The organism is Pseudomonas sp. LS2P72, from assembly GCF_054897865.1.
This window is the reverse complement of sequence record NZ_CM142708.1, coordinates 1,093,665-1,110,909: the sequence shown is the minus strand read 5'-3', so window position 1 is coordinate 1,110,909 and position 17,245 is coordinate 1,093,665. Positions and strand designations below refer to the sequence as shown.

14 protein-coding genes are annotated in these 17,245 nt (G+C 59.6%); 5 read left to right on the top strand and 9 right to left on the bottom strand.

The window, feature by feature from the left end:
* Positions 1-61: 61 nt before the first annotated feature.
* The gene (locus ACYZUA_RS05025) at positions 62-1,858 is read right to left on the bottom strand and encodes an acyl-CoA dehydrogenase C-terminal domain-containing protein (protein ID WP_461962296.1); all 1,797 of its coding nucleotides are present in this window, start codon (positions 1,856-1,858) and stop codon (positions 62-64) included.
* A 90-nt stretch (positions 1,859-1,948) separates the two neighbouring features.
* A complete protein-coding gene (locus tag ACYZUA_RS05020) occupies positions 1,949-3,238 on the bottom strand; it encodes a GGDEF domain-containing protein (protein ID WP_461962295.1) in 1,290 nt (429 codons plus the stop codon).
* A gap of 405 nt (positions 3,239-3,643) precedes the next feature.
* Here ACYZUA_RS05020 and ACYZUA_RS05015 point away from each other — a divergent pair, with 405 nt between their 5' ends.
* The gene (locus ACYZUA_RS05015) at positions 3,644-5,218 is read left to right on the top strand and encodes a hypothetical protein (RefSeq protein WP_461962294.1); all 1,575 of its coding nucleotides are present in this window, start codon (positions 3,644-3,646) and stop codon (positions 5,216-5,218) included.
* Positions 5,219-5,306: 88 nt separating this feature from the next.
* On the opposite strand, the gene ACYZUA_RS05010 is transcribed toward ACYZUA_RS05015, so the two are convergent.
* The 7 genes from ACYZUA_RS05010 to bioB all read right to left on the bottom strand — a co-directional run bounded on the left by ACYZUA_RS05010 (position 5,307) and on the right by bioB (position 12,370).
* Entirely contained in the window at positions 5,307-7,112 is a 1,806-nt protein-coding gene (locus ACYZUA_RS05010; RefSeq protein WP_461962293.1) for a phenylacyl-CoA dehydrogenase, read from the bottom strand.
* 277 nt (positions 7,113-7,389) lie between these two features.
* Positions 7,390-7,686 carry a hypothetical protein gene (locus ACYZUA_RS05005; RefSeq protein ID WP_046045346.1) on the bottom strand — a complete coding sequence of 99 codons (297 nt, stop codon included), beginning with the start codon at positions 7,684-7,686 and terminating at the stop codon, positions 7,390-7,392.
* A 107-nt stretch (positions 7,687-7,793) separates the two neighbouring features.
* The gene (gene bioD, locus ACYZUA_RS05000) at positions 7,794-8,474 is read right to left on the bottom strand and encodes a dethiobiotin synthase (protein ID WP_461962292.1); all 681 of its coding nucleotides are present in this window, start codon (positions 8,472-8,474) and stop codon (positions 7,794-7,796) included.
* On the bottom strand, positions 8,471-9,283 hold the full coding sequence (gene bioC, locus ACYZUA_RS04995; RefSeq protein ID WP_461962291.1) for a malonyl-ACP O-methyltransferase BioC: 813 nt from the start codon (positions 9,281-9,283) through the stop codon (positions 8,471-8,473). Before bioC ends, bioD begins: the two co-directional genes overlap by 4 nt.
* The gene (locus ACYZUA_RS04990) at positions 9,276-10,007 is read right to left on the bottom strand and encodes an alpha/beta fold hydrolase (protein WP_046052400.1); all 732 of its coding nucleotides are present in this window, start codon (positions 10,005-10,007) and stop codon (positions 9,276-9,278) included. The genes bioC and ACYZUA_RS04990 overlap by 8 nt, the downstream gene beginning before the upstream one ends.
* The gene (gene bioF, locus ACYZUA_RS04985) at positions 10,000-11,178 is read right to left on the bottom strand and encodes an 8-amino-7-oxononanoate synthase (protein ID WP_461962290.1); all 1,179 of its coding nucleotides are present in this window, start codon (positions 11,176-11,178) and stop codon (positions 10,000-10,002) included. The genes ACYZUA_RS04990 and bioF overlap by 8 nt, the downstream gene beginning before the upstream one ends.
* Positions 11,179-11,314: 136 nt before the next feature.
* Positions 11,315-12,370 carry a biotin synthase BioB gene (bioB, locus tag ACYZUA_RS04980; protein WP_059407420.1) on the bottom strand — a complete coding sequence of 352 codons (1,056 nt, stop codon included), beginning with the start codon at positions 12,368-12,370 and terminating at the stop codon, positions 11,315-11,317.
* A 92-nt stretch (positions 12,371-12,462) separates the two neighbouring features.
* On the opposite strand from bioB, the gene ACYZUA_RS04975 reads away from it, so the two are divergent.
* From ACYZUA_RS04975 to ACYZUA_RS04960, 4 genes are all read left to right on the top strand, one after another.
* Entirely contained in the window at positions 12,463-13,203 is a 741-nt protein-coding gene (locus tag ACYZUA_RS04975; RefSeq protein WP_461962289.1) for a phosphoribosyltransferase family protein, read from the top strand.
* A 63-nt stretch (positions 13,204-13,266) separates the two neighbouring features.
* The gene (locus tag ACYZUA_RS04970; RefSeq protein WP_461962288.1) at positions 13,267-14,031 is read left to right on the top strand and encodes a TOBE domain-containing protein; all 765 of its coding nucleotides are present in this window, start codon (positions 13,267-13,269) and stop codon (positions 14,029-14,031) included.
* Between the two features lie 58 nt (positions 14,032-14,089).
* The gene (locus ACYZUA_RS04965) at positions 14,090-15,991 is read left to right on the top strand and encodes a PhoX family protein (RefSeq protein ID WP_461962287.1); all 1,902 of its coding nucleotides are present in this window, start codon (positions 14,090-14,092) and stop codon (positions 15,989-15,991) included.
* 182 nt (positions 15,992-16,173) lie between these two features.
* Entirely contained in the window at positions 16,174-17,148 is a 975-nt protein-coding gene (locus ACYZUA_RS04960) for a serine/threonine protein kinase (RefSeq protein WP_008147144.1), read from the top strand.
* Positions 17,149-17,245 lie beyond the last annotated feature (97 nt).

Sequence of the window (17,245 nt, the reverse complement as noted above, 5' to 3'; positions counted from 1 at the left end):
GAAAAGCGAACCATTAAAGAAGCCCGCAACCAGGCGGGCTCTTTTACGTCGGCTTGAAACACTATAGTGCGAATAACTCCGCAGGCAGGTTCATGAGACAATCGCTGCCCGCCTCGATGGCCGCCCGATGAGCCGCCGTGCGTGGCAGCAAACGCTTGAAGTAAAACTCGCTGGTTGCCAGTTTTGCCTGGCAATAATCGGCATCGCCGCTGCCCGAATCGAGCTGCGCCTGAGCGACCAGTGCCATGCGCAGCCACAAATAGCCAAGGATGATGTAACCGCTGTACATCAGGTAATCCACCGAAGCCGCGCCGACTTCATCCGGATTTTTCATCGCGGCCATGCCGACCTTGGCGGTCACCTCCCCCCACTGCTGATTCAGGTCGTTGAGTTGCGCCACGTAGCTGGCAAGTTGCGGATGTCCGGCGTTTGCCGCACAGAACTTGTGAACGATTTTGGTGAACCCGCGCAGCAATTTCCCTTGGCTGCCGAGGACTTTTCTACCAAGCAAGTCCAGCGCCTGAATGCCGTTGGTGCCTTCGTAGATCGGAGCGATGCGGCAGTCGCGTACCAACTGCTCCATGCCCCACTCGCGGATAAAACCGTGACCACCGAACACCTGCATGCCGTGGTTGGTCACTTCCAGTCCCGTATCGGTCATGAAGGCTTTGCAGATTGGCGTGAGGAACGCCAGCAGGTCTTCGGCATCCTGACGCGTCGTTTCATCCGAGCTCAGATGTGCCACGTCCAGCAACTGCGCAGTGAAATAAGTCAGCGCCCGATTGCCTTCGTTGAAGGCTTTCATCGTCAGCAACATCCTGCGCACGTCAGGATGAACGATGATCGGATCGGCTGGTTTTTCCGGCGCTTTCGGGCCGGTCAGCGCGCGCATCTGCAGTCGGTCGTTGGCGTATTTGATTGCGCCTTGAAAGCTCGCCTCACCCAGACACAAGCCCTGCATGCCGGTGCCCAGCCGTGCATGGTTCATCATGGTGAACATGCAATTCAGGCCCTTGTTCGGCTCACCGATCAAGAAACCCTTGGCGTCGTCGAAGTTCAACACGCAGGTAGCCGAGGCCTTGATGCCCATTTTGTGTTCGATCGAGCCACAGGAAACGCCGTTGCGCTCGCCCGCCTCACCTTCGTCGTTGGGCAGGAATTTAGGAACGATGAACAGGGAAATGCCCTTGGTCCCGGCTGGCGCGTCTGGCAGTTTCGCCAGCACCAGGTGAATGATGTTTTCACTCATGTCGTGCTCGCCGGCAGAGATGAAAATCTTGCTGCCGGAGATCGCATAGCTGCCGTCAGCCGCAGGCACGGCGCGGGTCTTGATGATGCCCAGGTCAGTGCCGCAATGGGCCTCGGTCAGGCACATGGTGCCGGTCCATTGGCCTGCGGTGAGTTTGCTCAGGTAAGTCTGTTTCTGTTTTTCAGTGCCATGGGCGTGGATCGCCGACATTGCACCGTGAGTCAGGCCGGGGTACATGCCCCAGGAGGTGTTGCTGGAGCCGACCATTTCGCTGATCACCAGCCCCAGTGAGCTCGGCAAACCTTGACCACCGTAAACCGGATCAGCCGCCAGACCATGCCAGCCACCTTCAACGTATTGTGCGAAGGCCTGCTTGAAGCCTGTAGGTGTAGTCACCACGCCATTGTCGAAATGGCAGCCTTCTTCGTCGCCGCTGCGGTTCAGCGGTGCGAGAACGTTCTCACAGAACTTTGCACCTTCTTCGAGGATCGCATTGATCATGTCCGGGCTGGCATCGGTGGCGCCCAGCGCGGCGTAATTGCTGTGAAAATCGAAGACGTGGTCGATCAGAAAGCGCATGTCGCGCAGGGGAGCTTTGTACTCAGGCATGGTCATTTCTCCGGCAGCAGATTCCCCAAACCTACTGCCGCGCCCCCGGCCTCACAATCACAGTCCAGACGCTGAATGCGCCATCATCACTCAATCATTAGCGGCGTCCATGCGCACCGCGCCACGACGGCTTTGACCGAAAGCCACCACACAGTTTCGCCCGGCACCTTTGGCACTGTAGAGCGCCTCGTCCGCGGACTTGAGCACTTTTTCGGGAGTGCGCTGCTCCAGTCGTTCGGCCACGCCGATGCTGACGGTGACCGACACACTTGTGGCGCCCGAGCCTGCGCGACGCTGACGACCTTGCTGGTCGTCCTGAGGACGGCTGTCCTGATTGCGCAGTTGAATGTTGTAGGTGGCGATGGACTCGCGGATGACTTCCAGGTGCGGCATGCACTCTTCGAGGGTCTTGCCTGCGAACACCAGGGCGAATTCTTCACCGCCGTAGCGATACGCCCTACCGCCTCCGCCGATTTTCGACAGCTTGCTGGCGACAAGTCGCAATACCTGATCGCCGACATCGTGACCGTGGGTGTCGTTGAATTTCTTGAAGTGATCGACGTCGCTCATCGCCAGCACGTAATTGCGCCCCAACCGCTGCATCCGCTCATTCAAGGCGCGGCGCCCCGGCAGGCCGGTAAGCTCGTCGCGGAAAGCCATTTGATAGGCCTCATGGGCGACCGCTGCGGCAATCATCAACATCACCTGACTGCACATGATGTTCAGGGTGAACGGCAGGATGAAGGTTTTCGGCAACATCCAGAACAACCCGAGCAAGCCCACCAATTGGGCGGCATGCAAGGGTCTCGGGTTGCGCCAGTATTGCCAGGCCAGTAACACAAACGAGGCGATGAACACGGGATAAGACAACTGGATCAGGCTCATCCAGGCGCCATGCAACGCTGGCCAGCGGATCTCCGACAGCCACATCAACAGCGCCTGTGGGTAACTTTGTTCCAGCCCCAACGCCACGCTACCGAAGGCCAGCAACACTGCGAACCGCGCCACCATGTCTTGAAACAAATGAGTGCGTTCCTGCCACGCGGCGAAGATGCCGAACAGCAGCGGCAACAGCAGGCAACACAAATGGAACACCACAGCGGCGTCTTCACGAACCTTGCCGTTGTCGCGGTAATAGTCGGTCTGGGTGTCGAGCAGGAAGTAGGCGATGTAAACCGTGACCATCAGGAACAGCTCGCGCTGTCGCCGATAAACCGCACAGTACGACCCGCCAAGCAGCAGGACCAAGGTCGGCAGGACGTTGAACAATGACGTGAAGAATACGTTGAGATCTTTGACGTAGGCCGCGGCAAGCCCCGCCAGTAACAGGACCAGCGACGGCAGGAAATGGTTGATATGAACAGCAGAAGAACGCGGCAAGGGGTTGAGCTCCGGCCCGGGCAAATCAAAGATGGCATTGCGCCTTCACTTGGCGCAGTTAAGCACTCGCAATGTGATCTGCATCACACCGCACCCTCTATAACGGCAGGAATTCGGTTTTTCTGAGCGATTTGCCAGGTATTTCAGAAAAAAGTGGCTGATAGCCAGCAGATCGATCAACCATGGCTTTTTTACAGATGTTGGATCGCCGGAGCAGGAAAGCCTTCAGAGCTTGGTGCTTGGCAACACCACGCCTTACGCAACATGCGCGCCATTTGCAACTGTCAGTTCTGTCAGTATCGGCCGGTGTTTTAACGGCGTTTAATTCCCTGTACCACTCACTGGAGCCCGACCATCACTTTCGGGATAGGAGAGTGTCGTCCAAACCTCACAGGAGTGACACATATGGAAGACTTAATTATCGAGGCAGTCAGCACCACTTCACCTGCTCCGATTGGTGATGCGATACCCAGGCTGCGACCGCTGAGCGTGGTGGAAGCCATACCCAATTCCGGCGGCTTGATTCCCCTGGCCGCGACGGCACGTGACCTGCGTATTGGCATCCCGGCATTGCCACAACCCGGTCCCGCCGGGTCGCGCCCCATTATCCGGATATGCGTAGAGTTACCGTCTCCGGGTGAGTATGAAATCATTGCCTACCATCAAATGGCAGCGTATCCCGCCGGGGATTTCGAGGTGCTTGTACCGCGCCGTAACGTAGGCAGTGAAGGCGAGTACCGGCTCACGTACGTTCTGGATGACGGCGACAATTTACTGAGCGCCACCGCCAGCACCCGCTTGCTGATTCAGAAGACTGCACCTTTTGGCCACCTGACCATCACACCGCCACCCCCGCGGCTACCGGAAAACCTCGACACTGCGCTGATCACCGAGGCTTATCTGCTCGCCAACGACCCCGTCATGTTCCGGATGCCACCGCACCCCGAAATCGATAACCAGATTGGCCTGCGCTACGTGCCCTACTACGGAAACACTAATAGTCACAGGGAGGTTTCTTATGCCGTTCCGCCGGTTGTTACTTTGCCCGATTCTCCGGCCGATCGATTTATCGCCGTCCCGGCGGAAATTTTTCGTACCCGCGGCACTGGCGAGCTGATCTACCGCCTTATGGACCGAGCAGGCAATCGCGCTCGAGACTCATTGATCCTTGAAGTCAGGGTCGCGGTTCAAATAACGCCTTCAAATATTCCCGTGCCGCGGGTGACGCAAGCTATTGCGCCAGACAACACGGTGACCCTGGCTGACATCACCCCAGCCGGGATGGAGGTGTGGCTGGACAGTGTCGACGGTTTGCAGATTGGCAACTCCATCACGGTGCTCATCGGTACGCTGGCGACGGTGGCTGTTGTGTATGCCGGGCAGCCGTTGCCGATGCGGTTGGTGGTCCCTGTGGCACGCGTGCAAACCGCTGTTCAGGGAGCCCCCAATGATACGCCGGCCTCCGTCAGGTTCAGGATCACCAGTGGCGGGGTAAACTTCGACGGGCTGGTCGCCAGGAATCTGATCTTCAATCTGTCGACCTTCATGCAGTTGCTGCCGCCAGTGGTGAGAAACCTGAACAACGGCAATCTCACCTGCAACTCCCCGCAACCCAGCGACCTGCCCTATTCCAACCGTTTCATTGAGGTATTTATCCCGCCCTCGGTGCTCTTGCAGGCCAATGCGACGGTTACTGTGAACTGTTCACTCAGTCGACAGGACGATGGCTCGACGCTGATCAATCCGCCAGTCACCGTCTCTGCCCTGCTGTCAGCCGACGCTGCGACGCTGGGTCAGACCTTGAACGTGCCGTATCCATTGACCATGGGCCTGATCGGCAGAGGGGTAATGTACGTCTTCTATACGACGCTCAATGCGCAGGGGCAAGCGATTCGGTCAGCCCCGGTGGCCGTACCGGTCAGGGGTGTTTTGCCGGGGAACTTCTATTGCGATGGCACGCCTTTTATCCCGACGCCTTGATGGACGCTGCAGCGTTGCGCGTCTGGCGCGCACAAAAAAGCCGCTGCTCCCGAGGAAGCAGCGGCTTTATGAAGCGACAGCGTGAGGCTTAGTAACCCAGCGCGAAGTCTTCTTCTTTCATGTCCATCAGGTTGTTAGCGCCCGACAGCATGGTGACAACGTGAGTGCGGGTACGCGGCAGGATGCGCTGGAAGTAGAAGCGCGCAGTCTGCAGCTTGGCGGTGTAGAACGCCGTTTCGGTGGTGCCGGCAGCCAGTTTCTCGGCAGCCAGACGCGCCATGTCCGCCCAGAAGTAAGCCAGGCAGGCGTAACCGGAGTACATCAGGTAATCCACCGACGCCGCGCCGACCTCTTCGCGATCCTTCATGGCCGCCATACCGACCTTCATGGTCAGCTCGCCCCACTCTTTGTTCAGCGCAGCCAATGGCTCGACGAACTCTTTGACCGCGTCGTTGCCTTCGTTGGTCTGGCAGAACTTGTGGACGATCTTGGTGAAGCTTTTCAGGGCTTCGCCTTGAGTCATCAGCACTTTACGGCCCAGCAGATCGAGTGCCTGGATACCGGTGGTGCCTTCGTACAGCATCGAAATGCGGCTGTCGCGAACGTTCTGCTCCATGCCCCACTCGGCGATGAAGCCGTGGCCGCCGTAGATTTGCACGCCGTGGTTAGCGGATTCGAAACCGACTTCAGTCATGAAGGCTTTGGCGATCGGCGTCATGAAGGCCAGCAGTGCGTCGGCTTTCTTCTTCTCTTCTTCGTCCACGCCGTATTTAACGATGTCGACTTGCTTGGCGGTGAAGTAAACCATCGCGCGGTTGCCTTCGGCGAAAGCCTTCATGGTCAACAGCATGCGACGTACGTCAGGGTGAACGATGATCGGGTCAGCAGCTTTTTCCGGCGCTTTCGGGCCAGTCAGGGAGCGCATTTGCAGGCGATCACGAGCGTATTTCAGACCACCCTGGAAGCCGATCTCGGCGTGGGCCAGACCTTGCAGCGCGGTGCCCAGACGTGCGGTGTTCATAAAGGTGAACATGCAGTTCAAGCCTTTGTTCGCCGGGCCGATCAGGAAACCGGTGGCCGCGTCGAAGTTCATCACGCAGGTGGCGTTACCGTGGATGCCCATCTTGTGTTCCAGGGAACCACAGGTCACAGCGTTGCGTGCGCCGACCGAACCGTCTTCGTTCGGCATGAACTTGGGAACGATGAACAGCGAAATGCCTTTGGTGCCAGCCGGTGCATCCGGCAGACGTGCCAGCACGATGTGGACGATGTTGTCGGCCATGTCGTGTTCACCGGCCGAGATGAAGATCTTGGTGCCAGAGACTTTGTAGGAACCGTCGGCCTGAGGTTCAGCCTTGGTGCGCAGCATGCCCAGGTCGGTGCCGCAGTGCGGTTCGGTCAGGCACATGGTGCCGGTCCATTCGCCGGAAACCAGCTTGGTCAGGTAAGCCTCTTGCTGCTCAGGCGTGCCGTGCTCGGAAATCGTGTTCATCGCGCCATGGGACAGGCCTGGGTACATGCCCCACGACCAGTTGGCTTCGCCAACCATTTCGCTGACGGCCAGACCCAGAGATTCCGGCAGGCCTTGGCCGCCGTGCTCTACGTCATGGGCCAGACTTGGCCAGCCGCCTTCGACGAATTGTTTGTAGGCTTCTTTGAAGCCAGTCGGGGTTTTAACGCCGGACTCGCTCCAGGTGCAGCCTTCGGTGTCACCCACGCGGTTCAGCGGAGCCAGCACCTGCTCACAAAACTTGGCGCCTTCTTCGAGAATGGCGTCAACCATGTCTGGAGTTGCGTCCTGGCAAGCCGGAAGGCTCTGATAGTGCGCTTCGTAGCCGAGCAGTTCGTCACGAACGAAGCGAATATCACGCAAGGGGGCCTTGTAGTCAGGCATAGCGATAAACCTCTGCTGATGTAACCGGGAATGAACGACCGCTTTGATTTGTTGTGGCGGTCAAACAGTTGTTTGAAACATACGTTTACGCCTAAATCTTGTCAAGCGCCGATCTTTTGCCGTTCGTCATCACGCGACGCAAATACCAGACCCACAGCCACGCAACACCGTCGCCTGAGCAATACGCTGTGCAGAAGAGATTAGTTGAGCGAGAAGGACTTACGCAGAAAAACGCCGCGAATAGTCGCGGCGTTGATGGGGCGAATTCAGCGAGGGCTCAAGCGTAGGTATCAATCAGCGTACCGAGCATTTCGTCGGATGCCTTGGCGACTTTGACACCCAGTTCAACTTGAAATTTGCCTTGGGACATCTCGACCATATTGCTGGCCAGGTCCGACTGCTGACTGCGATCCACTGAGCGCAGACGATCAACCTGAGCCTCGGAAGACTGGCTGGTGACCGAACGTTCGATCGTCGTATTGGCGATCTGGCCAGAGGCCTGATCGACACGGTTCTGCCCTGTCTGAATAGTGCTCAGACCGGCATAAAAAGCGGTGTTTCCTGAGATTTCCATGGGAGAACTCGTCCTACAAAGGATCAACAGCGGCCATTGAAGCAGACCCACTGACAAAAGGCCCGACAAAAACTCTAATGGCACAGTGCCTTGTCATAGCTAAAACCCTAGTCCAGTAAGTCCAGTTGCAGATGCTCCGCCACCGCTTCAGCCGTCACCACCTTGAGTTTCGGCACTCGCCCAAGGCACGGTGCCGGGATCCGCTCAGCGAGTGTCGCAAGGTTTTCTTCCAGACGCGAAGTCTTTGGATCGATGATATTGGCCACCCACCCCGCCAACTGCAAACCGTCCTGAGCAATCGCCTCGGCCGTCAGCAGCGCATGGTTGATACAACCCAGGCGCACGCCCACCACCAGGATCACCGGCAGACCCAGCGCCATCGCCAGGTCCGACAGATTATCCTGATCCGCCAACGGCACCCGCCAGCCGCCAGCACCTTCGATCAAGGTGAAATCCGCCTGCATATCGAGAATCTCCCGCATCGGCGTCAACAGTGATTGCACCGTCAATGCCACGCCGGCCTCCCGTGCTGCCAAGTGCGGCGCGATCGGCGGTTCGAACGCCATTGGGTTGACCTGCGCATAAGTCAAAGGCACTGAGCACTGCGCCAACAGCGCCAATGCATCAGCGTTGCGCAAGCCCTTGGGCGTCACATCGCAACCGGAGGCGACCGGTTTGCCCGCCGCCGTGCTCAAACCGGCCGAGCGCGCAGCGTGCAACAAACCCGCTGCAATGGTGGTCTTGCCGACATCGGTGTCAGTGCCGGTGATGAAATAGGCTGCGCTCATAGGGGTTTCTCCAACACGGCGTAGACCACTTGATAAGTCGCCGGCAATCCTTCGGCCTGACGAAACCGCTCATAAGCCTCGATCAAACCGAGGATCCGCGCCCTGCCGGTCAAACCACCCGGCCGACCGGGGTTCAGATTGTGTGCACCCAACGCCTTCAGCTCATGGGTCAGGCTGCGCACATCCGGGTAATGCAACACGTGCGGTCGGGTTTCCAGACTCGCGACGCTTAACCCACTGTCCGCGCAAAGCTGTTGATAAACCCCGAACTCGCGGAAGCGGTTGACGTGCACCATGCCATCCACCTGACGCCAGCTGTCACGCAGCTCGAACAGTGTGCCTACGCACAGACTAGCAAACGCAAAAATTCCGCCAGGTTTCAATACGCGATTGGCTTCACTGAGCACCGAAGCGAAGTCCGCGCACCACTGCACCGCCAGGCTGGAGAAGATCAGATCGCAGGTCGAATCCTGCAACGGCAACTGTTCGGCATCGCCAGCGATGAAATGCGTTGCGCCACCCAGCGGCCGGGCGTGATTGAGCATGCCTTCGGCGATGTCCAGGGCCAGGCCGTGACTGGCAGGAAATCGCTCGCCCAATGCACGACTGAAATGCCCGGTGCCGCAGCCCATATCCAGCCAGACACCCGGCACAAAGTCCTCCGGCAAAAGACTCGACAATTCACTGCCAACATCGCGCTGAAATTCGGCCACGCTGTCGTAGCTTGCCGCCGCACGGGAAAAAGATGCCGCCACCTGGCGTTTGTCGGGCAAGCCGTCGGGCAGGTTGGGAAGGGATAAATCAGTCATCACCGGACTCATGCAAAAAGGCCTGAATCGCCCCCGCCACACCGTGAGGGTCTTCCAGAAGAAACGCGTGACTGGCCTGCTCGATCAGGCCAATTTCAACATCCGGCAGCAATGTCAGCAGGTCACCCGCCGCTTCGGCTGGAACCAGTCCATCGAGGCCGGCGAACAAGTGCAATTGCGGACCGCGGAACGCCTGCAAAGCCTGGCGGGTATCCAGTTGTGCGAGCAACTCCAGGCCGCTCATCAGCACCTCTGCCGAAGTGTGTGGCGCGCCACCGAGCAACAGCCGAGACAGCCCGCGCGGGTCTTCGGCACCCTGAGCGCAGAGCAGCGAAAAACGCTTCAACGTCATGCGCGGATCAGCCTTGCAACCGGCCAGAAACGCATCGAAGGTTTCGGCAGGCATCGCGCTCGGCCATTGCTCATGGGCGACAAACGAAGGATTGCTCGCCAGTGTCAGCAAGCCGCAGCAACGATCGCCGCGCCGGGCCGCCAACTCGGAAGCGAGCATGCCGCCGAGCGACCAGCCGCCGAGCCAGGCATCCTGAGGCAGCGTCGAGTCCAGCTCATCGAGCCACTCCTCAAGATCACTCGATTCGAGTTCCGGCAATGGCTCGATCTCGACCCGCAAGTGTTCATCCAGTCCTTGTAACGCTGCCGCCAAGGGCTCCAGGGGAGAAATTCCGAGACCCCAGCCGGGCAGCAGAATCAGACGATCACGCATGGCTTGGCTCCGGTCCCAGTTGTTGAAAACAATCGGCCAGTCCATTTAACAATAGCTGTACCTGCGCCTCGCTGTGCGCGGCGGTCAGGGTCACTCGCAGTCGGGCGCTGCCGGCGGGCACGGTCGGCGGACGGATCGCAGTGACCATCAGGCCGCGCTCACGCAGCATCTGCGACAGTCGAACCGCACGCCCGGCATCGCCGATCATGATCGGCTGGATGGGTGTGAAGCTGTCCATCAACTCCAGGCCTATCTGCTCGGCACCGTGGCGGAACTGGGCAATGAGCGTCTTAAGATGCTCACGACGCCAGTGTTCAGTGCGCAGCAATTCGAGGCTCTTCAGCGTCGCGCAGGCCAGCGCCGGCGGCTGGCTGGTGGTGTAAATGTAGGGACGGGCGAACTGGATCAGGCTCTCGATCAGCTCTTCGCTGCCCGCCACAAAAGCGCCGGCGGTCCCGAACGCCTTGCCGAGGGTGCCGACCAGAACCGGCACATCTTCCTGGCTCAGGCCGAAGTGCTCGACGATCCCGCCACCAGTGGCGCCCAGCGGACCAAAGCCGTGAGCGTCATCCACCATCAACCATGCACCTTTAGCCTTGGCTTCCCGAGCCAGCGCCGGCAGGTCGGCGATGTCGCCGTCCATGCTGAACACGCCGTCGGTAACCACCAGGGTATTGCCGGTCGCCTTCTCGAGACGCTTGGCCAGACTCGCCGCGTCGTTGTGCAGATAGCGATTGAAGCGCGCCCCAGACAACAGACCCGCATCCAGCAGGGACGCGTGATTGAGCCGGTCTTCCAGCACCGTATCGCCCTGCCCGACCAGCGCGGTGACCGCGCCGAGGTTGGCCATATAACCGGTGGTGAACAACAGCGCGCGCGGGCGACCGGTGAAATCGGCCAAGGCTTCTTCCAGTGCGTGATGTGGGCCGCTGTGGCCGATCACCAAATGCGACGCCCCGCCGCCGACGCCCCAACGCGCCGCACCAGCGCGCCAGGCTTCGATTACTTGCGGATGATTGGCCAGGCCCAGGTAGTCGTTGTTACAGAACGCCAGCAACGGCTGACCATCGACCACCACTTCCGGGCCTTGAGGGCTTTCGAGCAATGGGCGTTGGCGGTAGAGATTTTCGGCACGACGGGCAGCAAGGCGCGCGCTGAGATCGAAAGACATGCAGACCTCGCGAGTGGGAAGGAGATACAGCTCTGTAGGAGCAAAGCTTGCTCGCGATTAAGGCACCTCGGTCTATCTGAATGACCGAGGCGATCCCTTCGCGAGCAAGCTTTGCTCCTACTGGTTCGGCGGAGAATTAAACAGCAGCGTTATAGAACTGCTCACTGCTCTTCTGCTCAACCAGCGCTTGTTCGATCGCGGCCTGATGCACTTCGTCCGCGTGCTCTTCGCGCGCTTCCGGCAGGATGCCCAGACGCGAGAACAGTTGCATGTCCTTGTCGGCCTGCGGGTTGGCGGTAGTCAGCAGTTTGTCGCCGTAGAAAATCGAGTTGGCACCGGCGAAGAACGCCAGGGCCTGCATCTGCTCGTTCATCGCTTCGCGGCCGGCGGACAGGCGCACGTGGGATTGCGGCATCAGGATGCGTGCGACGGCGAGCATGCGGATGAAGTCGAACGGGTCGATATCGTCAGCATTTTCCAGCGGCGTACCGGCGACTTTCACCAGCATGTTGATCGGCACCGATTCCGGGTGTTCCGGCAGGTTGGCCAGCTGGATCAGCAGATTGGCGCGGTCGTCGAGGGACTCGCCCATGCCGAGGATGCCGCCGGAGCAGATCTTCATCCCCGATTCACGCACGTAAGCCAGGGTTTGCAGGCGCTCGCTGTAGGTGCGGGTGGTGATGATGCTGCCGTAGAATTCCGGCGAGGTATCGAGGTTGTGGTTGTAGTAGTCGAGGCCGGCGTCGGCCAGCGCCACGGTCTGGTCCTGATCGAGACGACCGAGGGTCATGCAGGTTTCCAGGCCCATGGCTTTCACGCCTTTGACCATTTCCAGCACATAAGGCATGTCTTTGGCCGACGGATGTTTCCACGCCGCGCCCATGCAGAAACGGGTCGAACCGATGGCCTTGGCGCGAGCGGCCTCTTCGAGGACCTTCTGCACTTCCATCAGCTTTTCTTTTTCCAGGCCGGTGTTGTAGTGACCGGACTGCGGACAATATTTGCAATCTTCCGGGCAGGCACCGGTCTTGATCGACAGCAGCGTCGACACCTGGACCCGATTGGCGTCGAAATGCGCGCGGTGCACCGTCTGCGCCTGAAACAACAGGTCATTGAATGGCTGAACGAAGAGTGCTTTGACTTCGGCCAAAGACCAGTCATGACGCAGGGTTGCAGTGGTGCTGGCGCTCATGGGTGTTTCCTTTGTTTTATGCTTGGCAAGCGGCTGGGGAATGGAATACCCACAGACGCGACACGGATGTTCGGCATATTTAAGGAAGACTCATGCGCTGTCAACCACGATACGAAGGACCAGTTTACATCTGGTTAAAAAATGAACAATTCTGTTTGCTTTGTTCAGAAGCCACCGATGAATGCACACCCCTCTGCATGGCCTGTGAAACGGAGTTGCCCTGGCTGGGCGATCAATGCCAAACCTGCGCTCTGCCGTTGCCCACCGCTGGCCTGACCTGCGGCCAATGTTTGAAACAGCCGCCAGCCTTTGAACGGGTCGCTACGCCCTGGACTTACAGCTTTCCGGTGGACACTTTGATCACACGCTTCAAACACTCTGCGAAGTGGCCGTATGGTCGCCTGCTCGCCGAACTTCTCGCTCAGTTCCTGCAACATCGCTTCGATGAAGACCTGAATCGACCCGACGCGCTCATCCCGGTTCCGCTGGCCACCAAACGCCTGCGTCAACGAGGTTTCAACCAGGCTGCGATGCTCGCCCGCTGGCTCGGCACCCGCCTCGAGATTCCGTGCGATGAAACGCTGTTGCTGAGGATTCAGGACACCAGCGCCCAACAGGACCTGAATGCCGAGGCCCGCAAAAAGAACCTGCGCAACGCTTTCGCCCTGACGCCCGATGCGTGCATCAAGGGTCGTCATTTGGCATTGGTGGACGATGTGTTGACCACCGGCGCCACGGCCCAAGCCTTGGCTCGTCTGTTGATGGACGCCGGCGCCGCTCGGGTGGACGTCTATTGTCTGGCCCGCACACCCAAACCCGGCGATGCGCCCTGACTTGACTCCCGGGCCCCAAGCCGCCAACGTCCTTCCCATCGCCACAGCCCAAAGCGTCTTGCCATGTCCTTGCCTACGTTGTTGTCCCAGCACATTGTCCGTCGTCCGCAGCGCATCGCGTTGCTGCAACACATCGCCGAACAGGGCTCGATCACCCGCGCCGCGAAAAGCGCGGGGCTGAGTTACAAAGCGGCTTGGGACGCCATCGACGAGCTGAACAACCTCGCGCAAAAACCGTTGGTGGAGCGCAGTGTCGGCGGCAAGGGCGGTGGTGGCGCCAGACTCTCCAGCGAAGGCGAGCGCGTATTGCGCCTGTATCAAAAGCTGCAAGCCTTGCAGGCTCAGGTGCTGGAAGCCGCCGAAGATGCCAGCGATCTCGACCTGCTCGGCCGACTGATGCTCAGAACCAGCGCACGCAATCAACTGCATGGCAAGGTCGTGGCGATTGATAACCAAGGGCACAACGACCGGATTCGCCTTGAACTGGCCGAAGGCTTGAGCATCGATGTGCAGATCACCCACGACAGCACCCTGCGTCTGGAACTGGAAACCGGCACCGAAGTGGTCGCACTGATCAAGGCCGGTTGGCTGGAGTTGCTGGGCATCGATCAAGGGGCAACACCCGGCAATAATTGCCTGAAGGGCATCATCGAGGAAATTCTCGACGCCGAGGACGGCCCCAGCGAAGTGCGTATCGGCCTGCCCAATGGTCAGACACTCTGCGCACTGGCCGAACCGTTGCACTTGAGAACCCTCGGCCTCGCCGCTGATAAACCGGTGTGGGTGCAGTTCGCGCCATCCAACGTTTTACTCGGTACACCGCTTTGAAACACAAGTGTCATTAACGCTCATTAAGGTGACTGCAAAAACCCGCAGGGAGCCTGATGTGAGCCTATTAGAAGACAACCAATCCACCGACCTCGAGAAAATGGTCGGCCTCAGCCGCCGAGGCTTCATCAGCGCCGGCGCCCTTTGCGGTGCCGCGATGTTCCTGGGCGGCAACCTGCTGAGCCGCAGCGTGCTGGCCGCCAGCGTCAGCGCCGGCTCCAGCAAACTGCTGGGTTTTGACAGTATTCCCGCCGCCACCAGCGACGCCATCACCCTGCCGCCAGGTTACAAATCTTCGGTATTGATCAGTTGGGGCCAACCCCTGCAGAAGAACGGCCCGGCATTCGACCCGAGTGGCAACGGCACGGCCGAGCATCAGGAAGTCCAGTTCGGCGACAACAACGACGGCATGAGCCTGTTCGAGTTTCCCGGTGACAACAACCGGGCGCTGATGGCGATCAACAACGAATACACCAACTATCGCTACCTCTATCCACACGGCGGCATGCCGCAGTCGGCTGCTGACGTGCGCAAGGCACTGGCCTGCGAAGGCGTGTCGGTGATCGAAGTGCAGCGCAAGAACGGCCAGTGGCATTTCGTCCAGGGCTCGCGCTACAACCGGCGCATTCACGGCAACGCGCCGATCAGCCTGAGCGGCCCGGCCGCCGGCCACGCGCTGGTGAAAACCAGTGCCGACCCGCACGGCAAAAATGTTCTCGGCACCTTCCAGAACTGCGCCAACGGCAAGACGCCGTGGGGCACTTATTTGACCTGCGAAGAAAACTTCACCGACTGCTTCGGCAGCAGCAATGCCGAACAAAAGTTCGACGCCGCGCAGAAACGCTACGGCGCAGTAGCGGCCAGTAAAGAAATCAACTGGCACCCGCACGATGAGCGTTTCGACCTGGCGAAAAACCCCAACGAACTCAACCGTCACGGTTGGGTCGTGGAAATCGACCCGTTCGATCCGCAATCGACCCCGGTCAAGCGCACGGCCCTGGGCCGCTTCAAACATGAAAACGCCGCCCTTGCCGAAACCAGTGACGGTCACGCCGTGGTGTACATGGGCGACGATGAGCGCGGCGAGTTCATCTACAAATTTGTCAGCCGCGACAAGATCAACCACAAAAATCCCAAGGCCAACCGCGACCTGCTAGACCACGGCACCTTGTACGTGGCGCGTTTCGACGCGGGCGATGGCAACGCCGATCACCCGAAAGGCCAAGGCGAATGGATCGAACTGACCCACGGTAAGAACGGCATCGACGCCAGCAGCGGTTTCGCCGATCAGGCCGAAGTGCTGATTAACGTCCGCCTCGCCGCCAGCGTGGTGAAAGCCACGCGCATGGACCGCCCGGAATGGATCGTCGTCAGCCCCGAGGATGGCCAGGTCTATTGCACGCTGACCAACAACGCCAAACGTGGCGAGGACGGGCAACCGGTGGGCGGGCCGAACCCGCGCGAGAAGAACGTCTACGGACAGATTCTGCGCTGGCGCACTGACCGTGACGATCACGGGGCCAAAAGCTTTTCCTGGGACCTGTTTGTAGTCGCGGGCAACCCCGGTGTTCATGCCGGTACGCCGAAGGGCGGTTCGTCGAACATCACGCCGCAGAACATGTTCAACAGCCCGGACGGTTTGGGTTTTGACAAGGCTGGGCGGTTGTGGATTCTCACCGATGGCGATTCGAGCAACGCCGGTGATTTCGCGGGCATGGGCAACAATCAGATGCTCTGCGCTGATCCGGTCACCGGGGAGATCCGTCGCTTCATGGTCGGGCCAGTGGGCTGCGAGGTGACGGGGATCAGCTTCTCGCCGGATCAGAAGACTTTGTTTGTCGGCATTCAGCATCCGGGGGAGAACGGTGGATCGACGTTCCCTGAGCATCTGCCCAATGGCAAGCCGCGGTCTTCGGTGATGGCGATTTCCCGGGAAGATGGCGGAATCGTCGGCGCCTGACAGGGCCCTATCGCGAGCAGGCTCGCTCCCACACTGGATCTGTGGCATACCGCAAATCCCCTGTAGGAGTGAGCCTGCTCGCGATTGCAACACCACCCATCTCAACCCCAACCCCTAAAGAAGCCCCGTCTGCGCTACCATGCTTGGCCGGACGCGGCAGCCTGCTGCGCGCAGGAGTCAGCATGGCCCACCCGTTTGCAACCCTCACCCCAGACCTCGTGCTCGATGCCGTCGAAAGCATCGGCTTTCTCAGCGACGCGCGCATTCTGGCGCTCAACAGCTACGAGAACCGTGTCTATCAGGTCGGTATCGAAGACTCCGAGCCGCTGATCGCCAAGTTCTACCGTCCGCAGCGCTGGACCAACGAAGCGATTCTCGAAGAGCACCAATTCACCTTCGAACTCGCCGAATGCGACGTACCGGTGGTCGCGCCGATGATTCACAACGGTGCCAGCCTGCATGAACACAACGGCTTCCGTTTCACCCTGTTCCCCCGCCGTGGCGGCCGAGCGCCGGAGCCGGGCAATCTCGATCAGCTGTATCGCCTGGGGCAACTGCTCGGTCGCCTGCACGCCGTCGGCACTACAAAACCGTTCGAGCACCGTGAAGCGCTGGGTGTGAAGAACTTCGGTCATGACTCGCTGACGACATTGCTCGAAGGCAATTTCGTACCCAAAAGTCTTCTGCCGGCCTACGAGTCCGTGGCCCGCGACCTGCTCAAACGGGTGGAAGAGGTCTACAAAGCCACGCCGCACAAGAACATCCGCATGCACGGCGACTGCCACCCCGGCAACATGATGTGCCGCGACGAGATGTTCCACATCGTCGACCTCGACGACTGCCGCATGGGCCCGGCGGTGCAGGACATCTGGATGATGCTGGCGGGTGATCGTCAGGAGTGTCTCGGTCAGTTGTCGGAATTGATGGACGGCTACAGTGAGTTCCACGACTTCGATCCGCGGGAACTGGCGTTGATCGAACCGCTGCGCGCCTTGCGTCTGATGCACTACAGCGCCTGGCTGGCCCGCCGCTGGGACGACCCGGCGTTCCCGCACAGTTTTCCGTGGTTTGGCAGTGAACGGTATTGGGGGGACCAAGTGTTGGCGTTGCGTGAGCAACTGGCTGCCCTGAATGAAGAACCATTGAAACTCTTCTAAACACCGCAATCCCCGTAGGAGCATGGCTTGCCCGCGATGAACGATAACGCGGTCCGTCAGACGGACCGCATCGATCCCATCGCGGGCAAGTCGGATC

Coding starts and splice junctions, on each gene's coding strand:
- bioF (WP_461962290.1), bottom strand. CDS start 11,178: ATGTCTTTCGATCTCAGCGCGCGCCTTGCTGCCCGTCGTGCCGAAAAT.
- ACYZUA_RS05015 (WP_461962294.1), top strand. CDS start 3,644: ATGGAAGACTTAATTATCGAGGCAGTCAGCACCACTTCACCTGCTCCG.
- ACYZUA_RS05010 (WP_461962293.1), bottom strand. CDS start 7,112: ATGCCTGACTACAAGGCCCCCTTGCGTGATATTCGCTTCGTTCGTGAC.
- ACYZUA_RS04970 (WP_461962288.1), top strand. CDS start 13,267: ATGTCCTTGCCTACGTTGTTGTCCCAGCACATTGTCCGTCGTCCGCAG.
- ACYZUA_RS04975 (WP_461962289.1), top strand. CDS start 12,463: ATGCGCTGTCAACCACGATACGAAGGACCAGTTTACATCTGGTTAAAA.
- ACYZUA_RS04960 (WP_008147144.1), top strand. CDS start 16,174: ATGGCCCACCCGTTTGCAACCCTCACCCCAGACCTCGTGCTCGATGCC.
- ACYZUA_RS05025 (WP_461962296.1), bottom strand. CDS start 1,858: ATGCCTGAGTACAAAGCTCCCCTGCGCGACATGCGCTTTCTGATCGAC.
- ACYZUA_RS04990 (WP_046052400.1), bottom strand. CDS start 10,007: ATGCGTGATCGTCTGATTCTGCTGCCCGGCTGGGGTCTCGGAATTTCT.
- bioB (WP_059407420.1), bottom strand. CDS start 12,370: ATGAGCGCCAGCACCACTGCAACCCTGCGTCATGACTGGTCTTTGGCC.
- bioD (WP_461962292.1), bottom strand. CDS start 8,474: ATGAGCGCAGCCTATTTCATCACCGGCACTGACACCGATGTCGGCAAG.
- bioC (WP_461962291.1), bottom strand. CDS start 9,283: ATGACTGATTTATCCCTTCCCAACCTGCCCGACGGCTTGCCCGACAAA.
- ACYZUA_RS05005 (WP_046045346.1), bottom strand. CDS start 7,686: ATGGAAATCTCAGGAAACACCGCTTTTTATGCCGGTCTGAGCACTATT.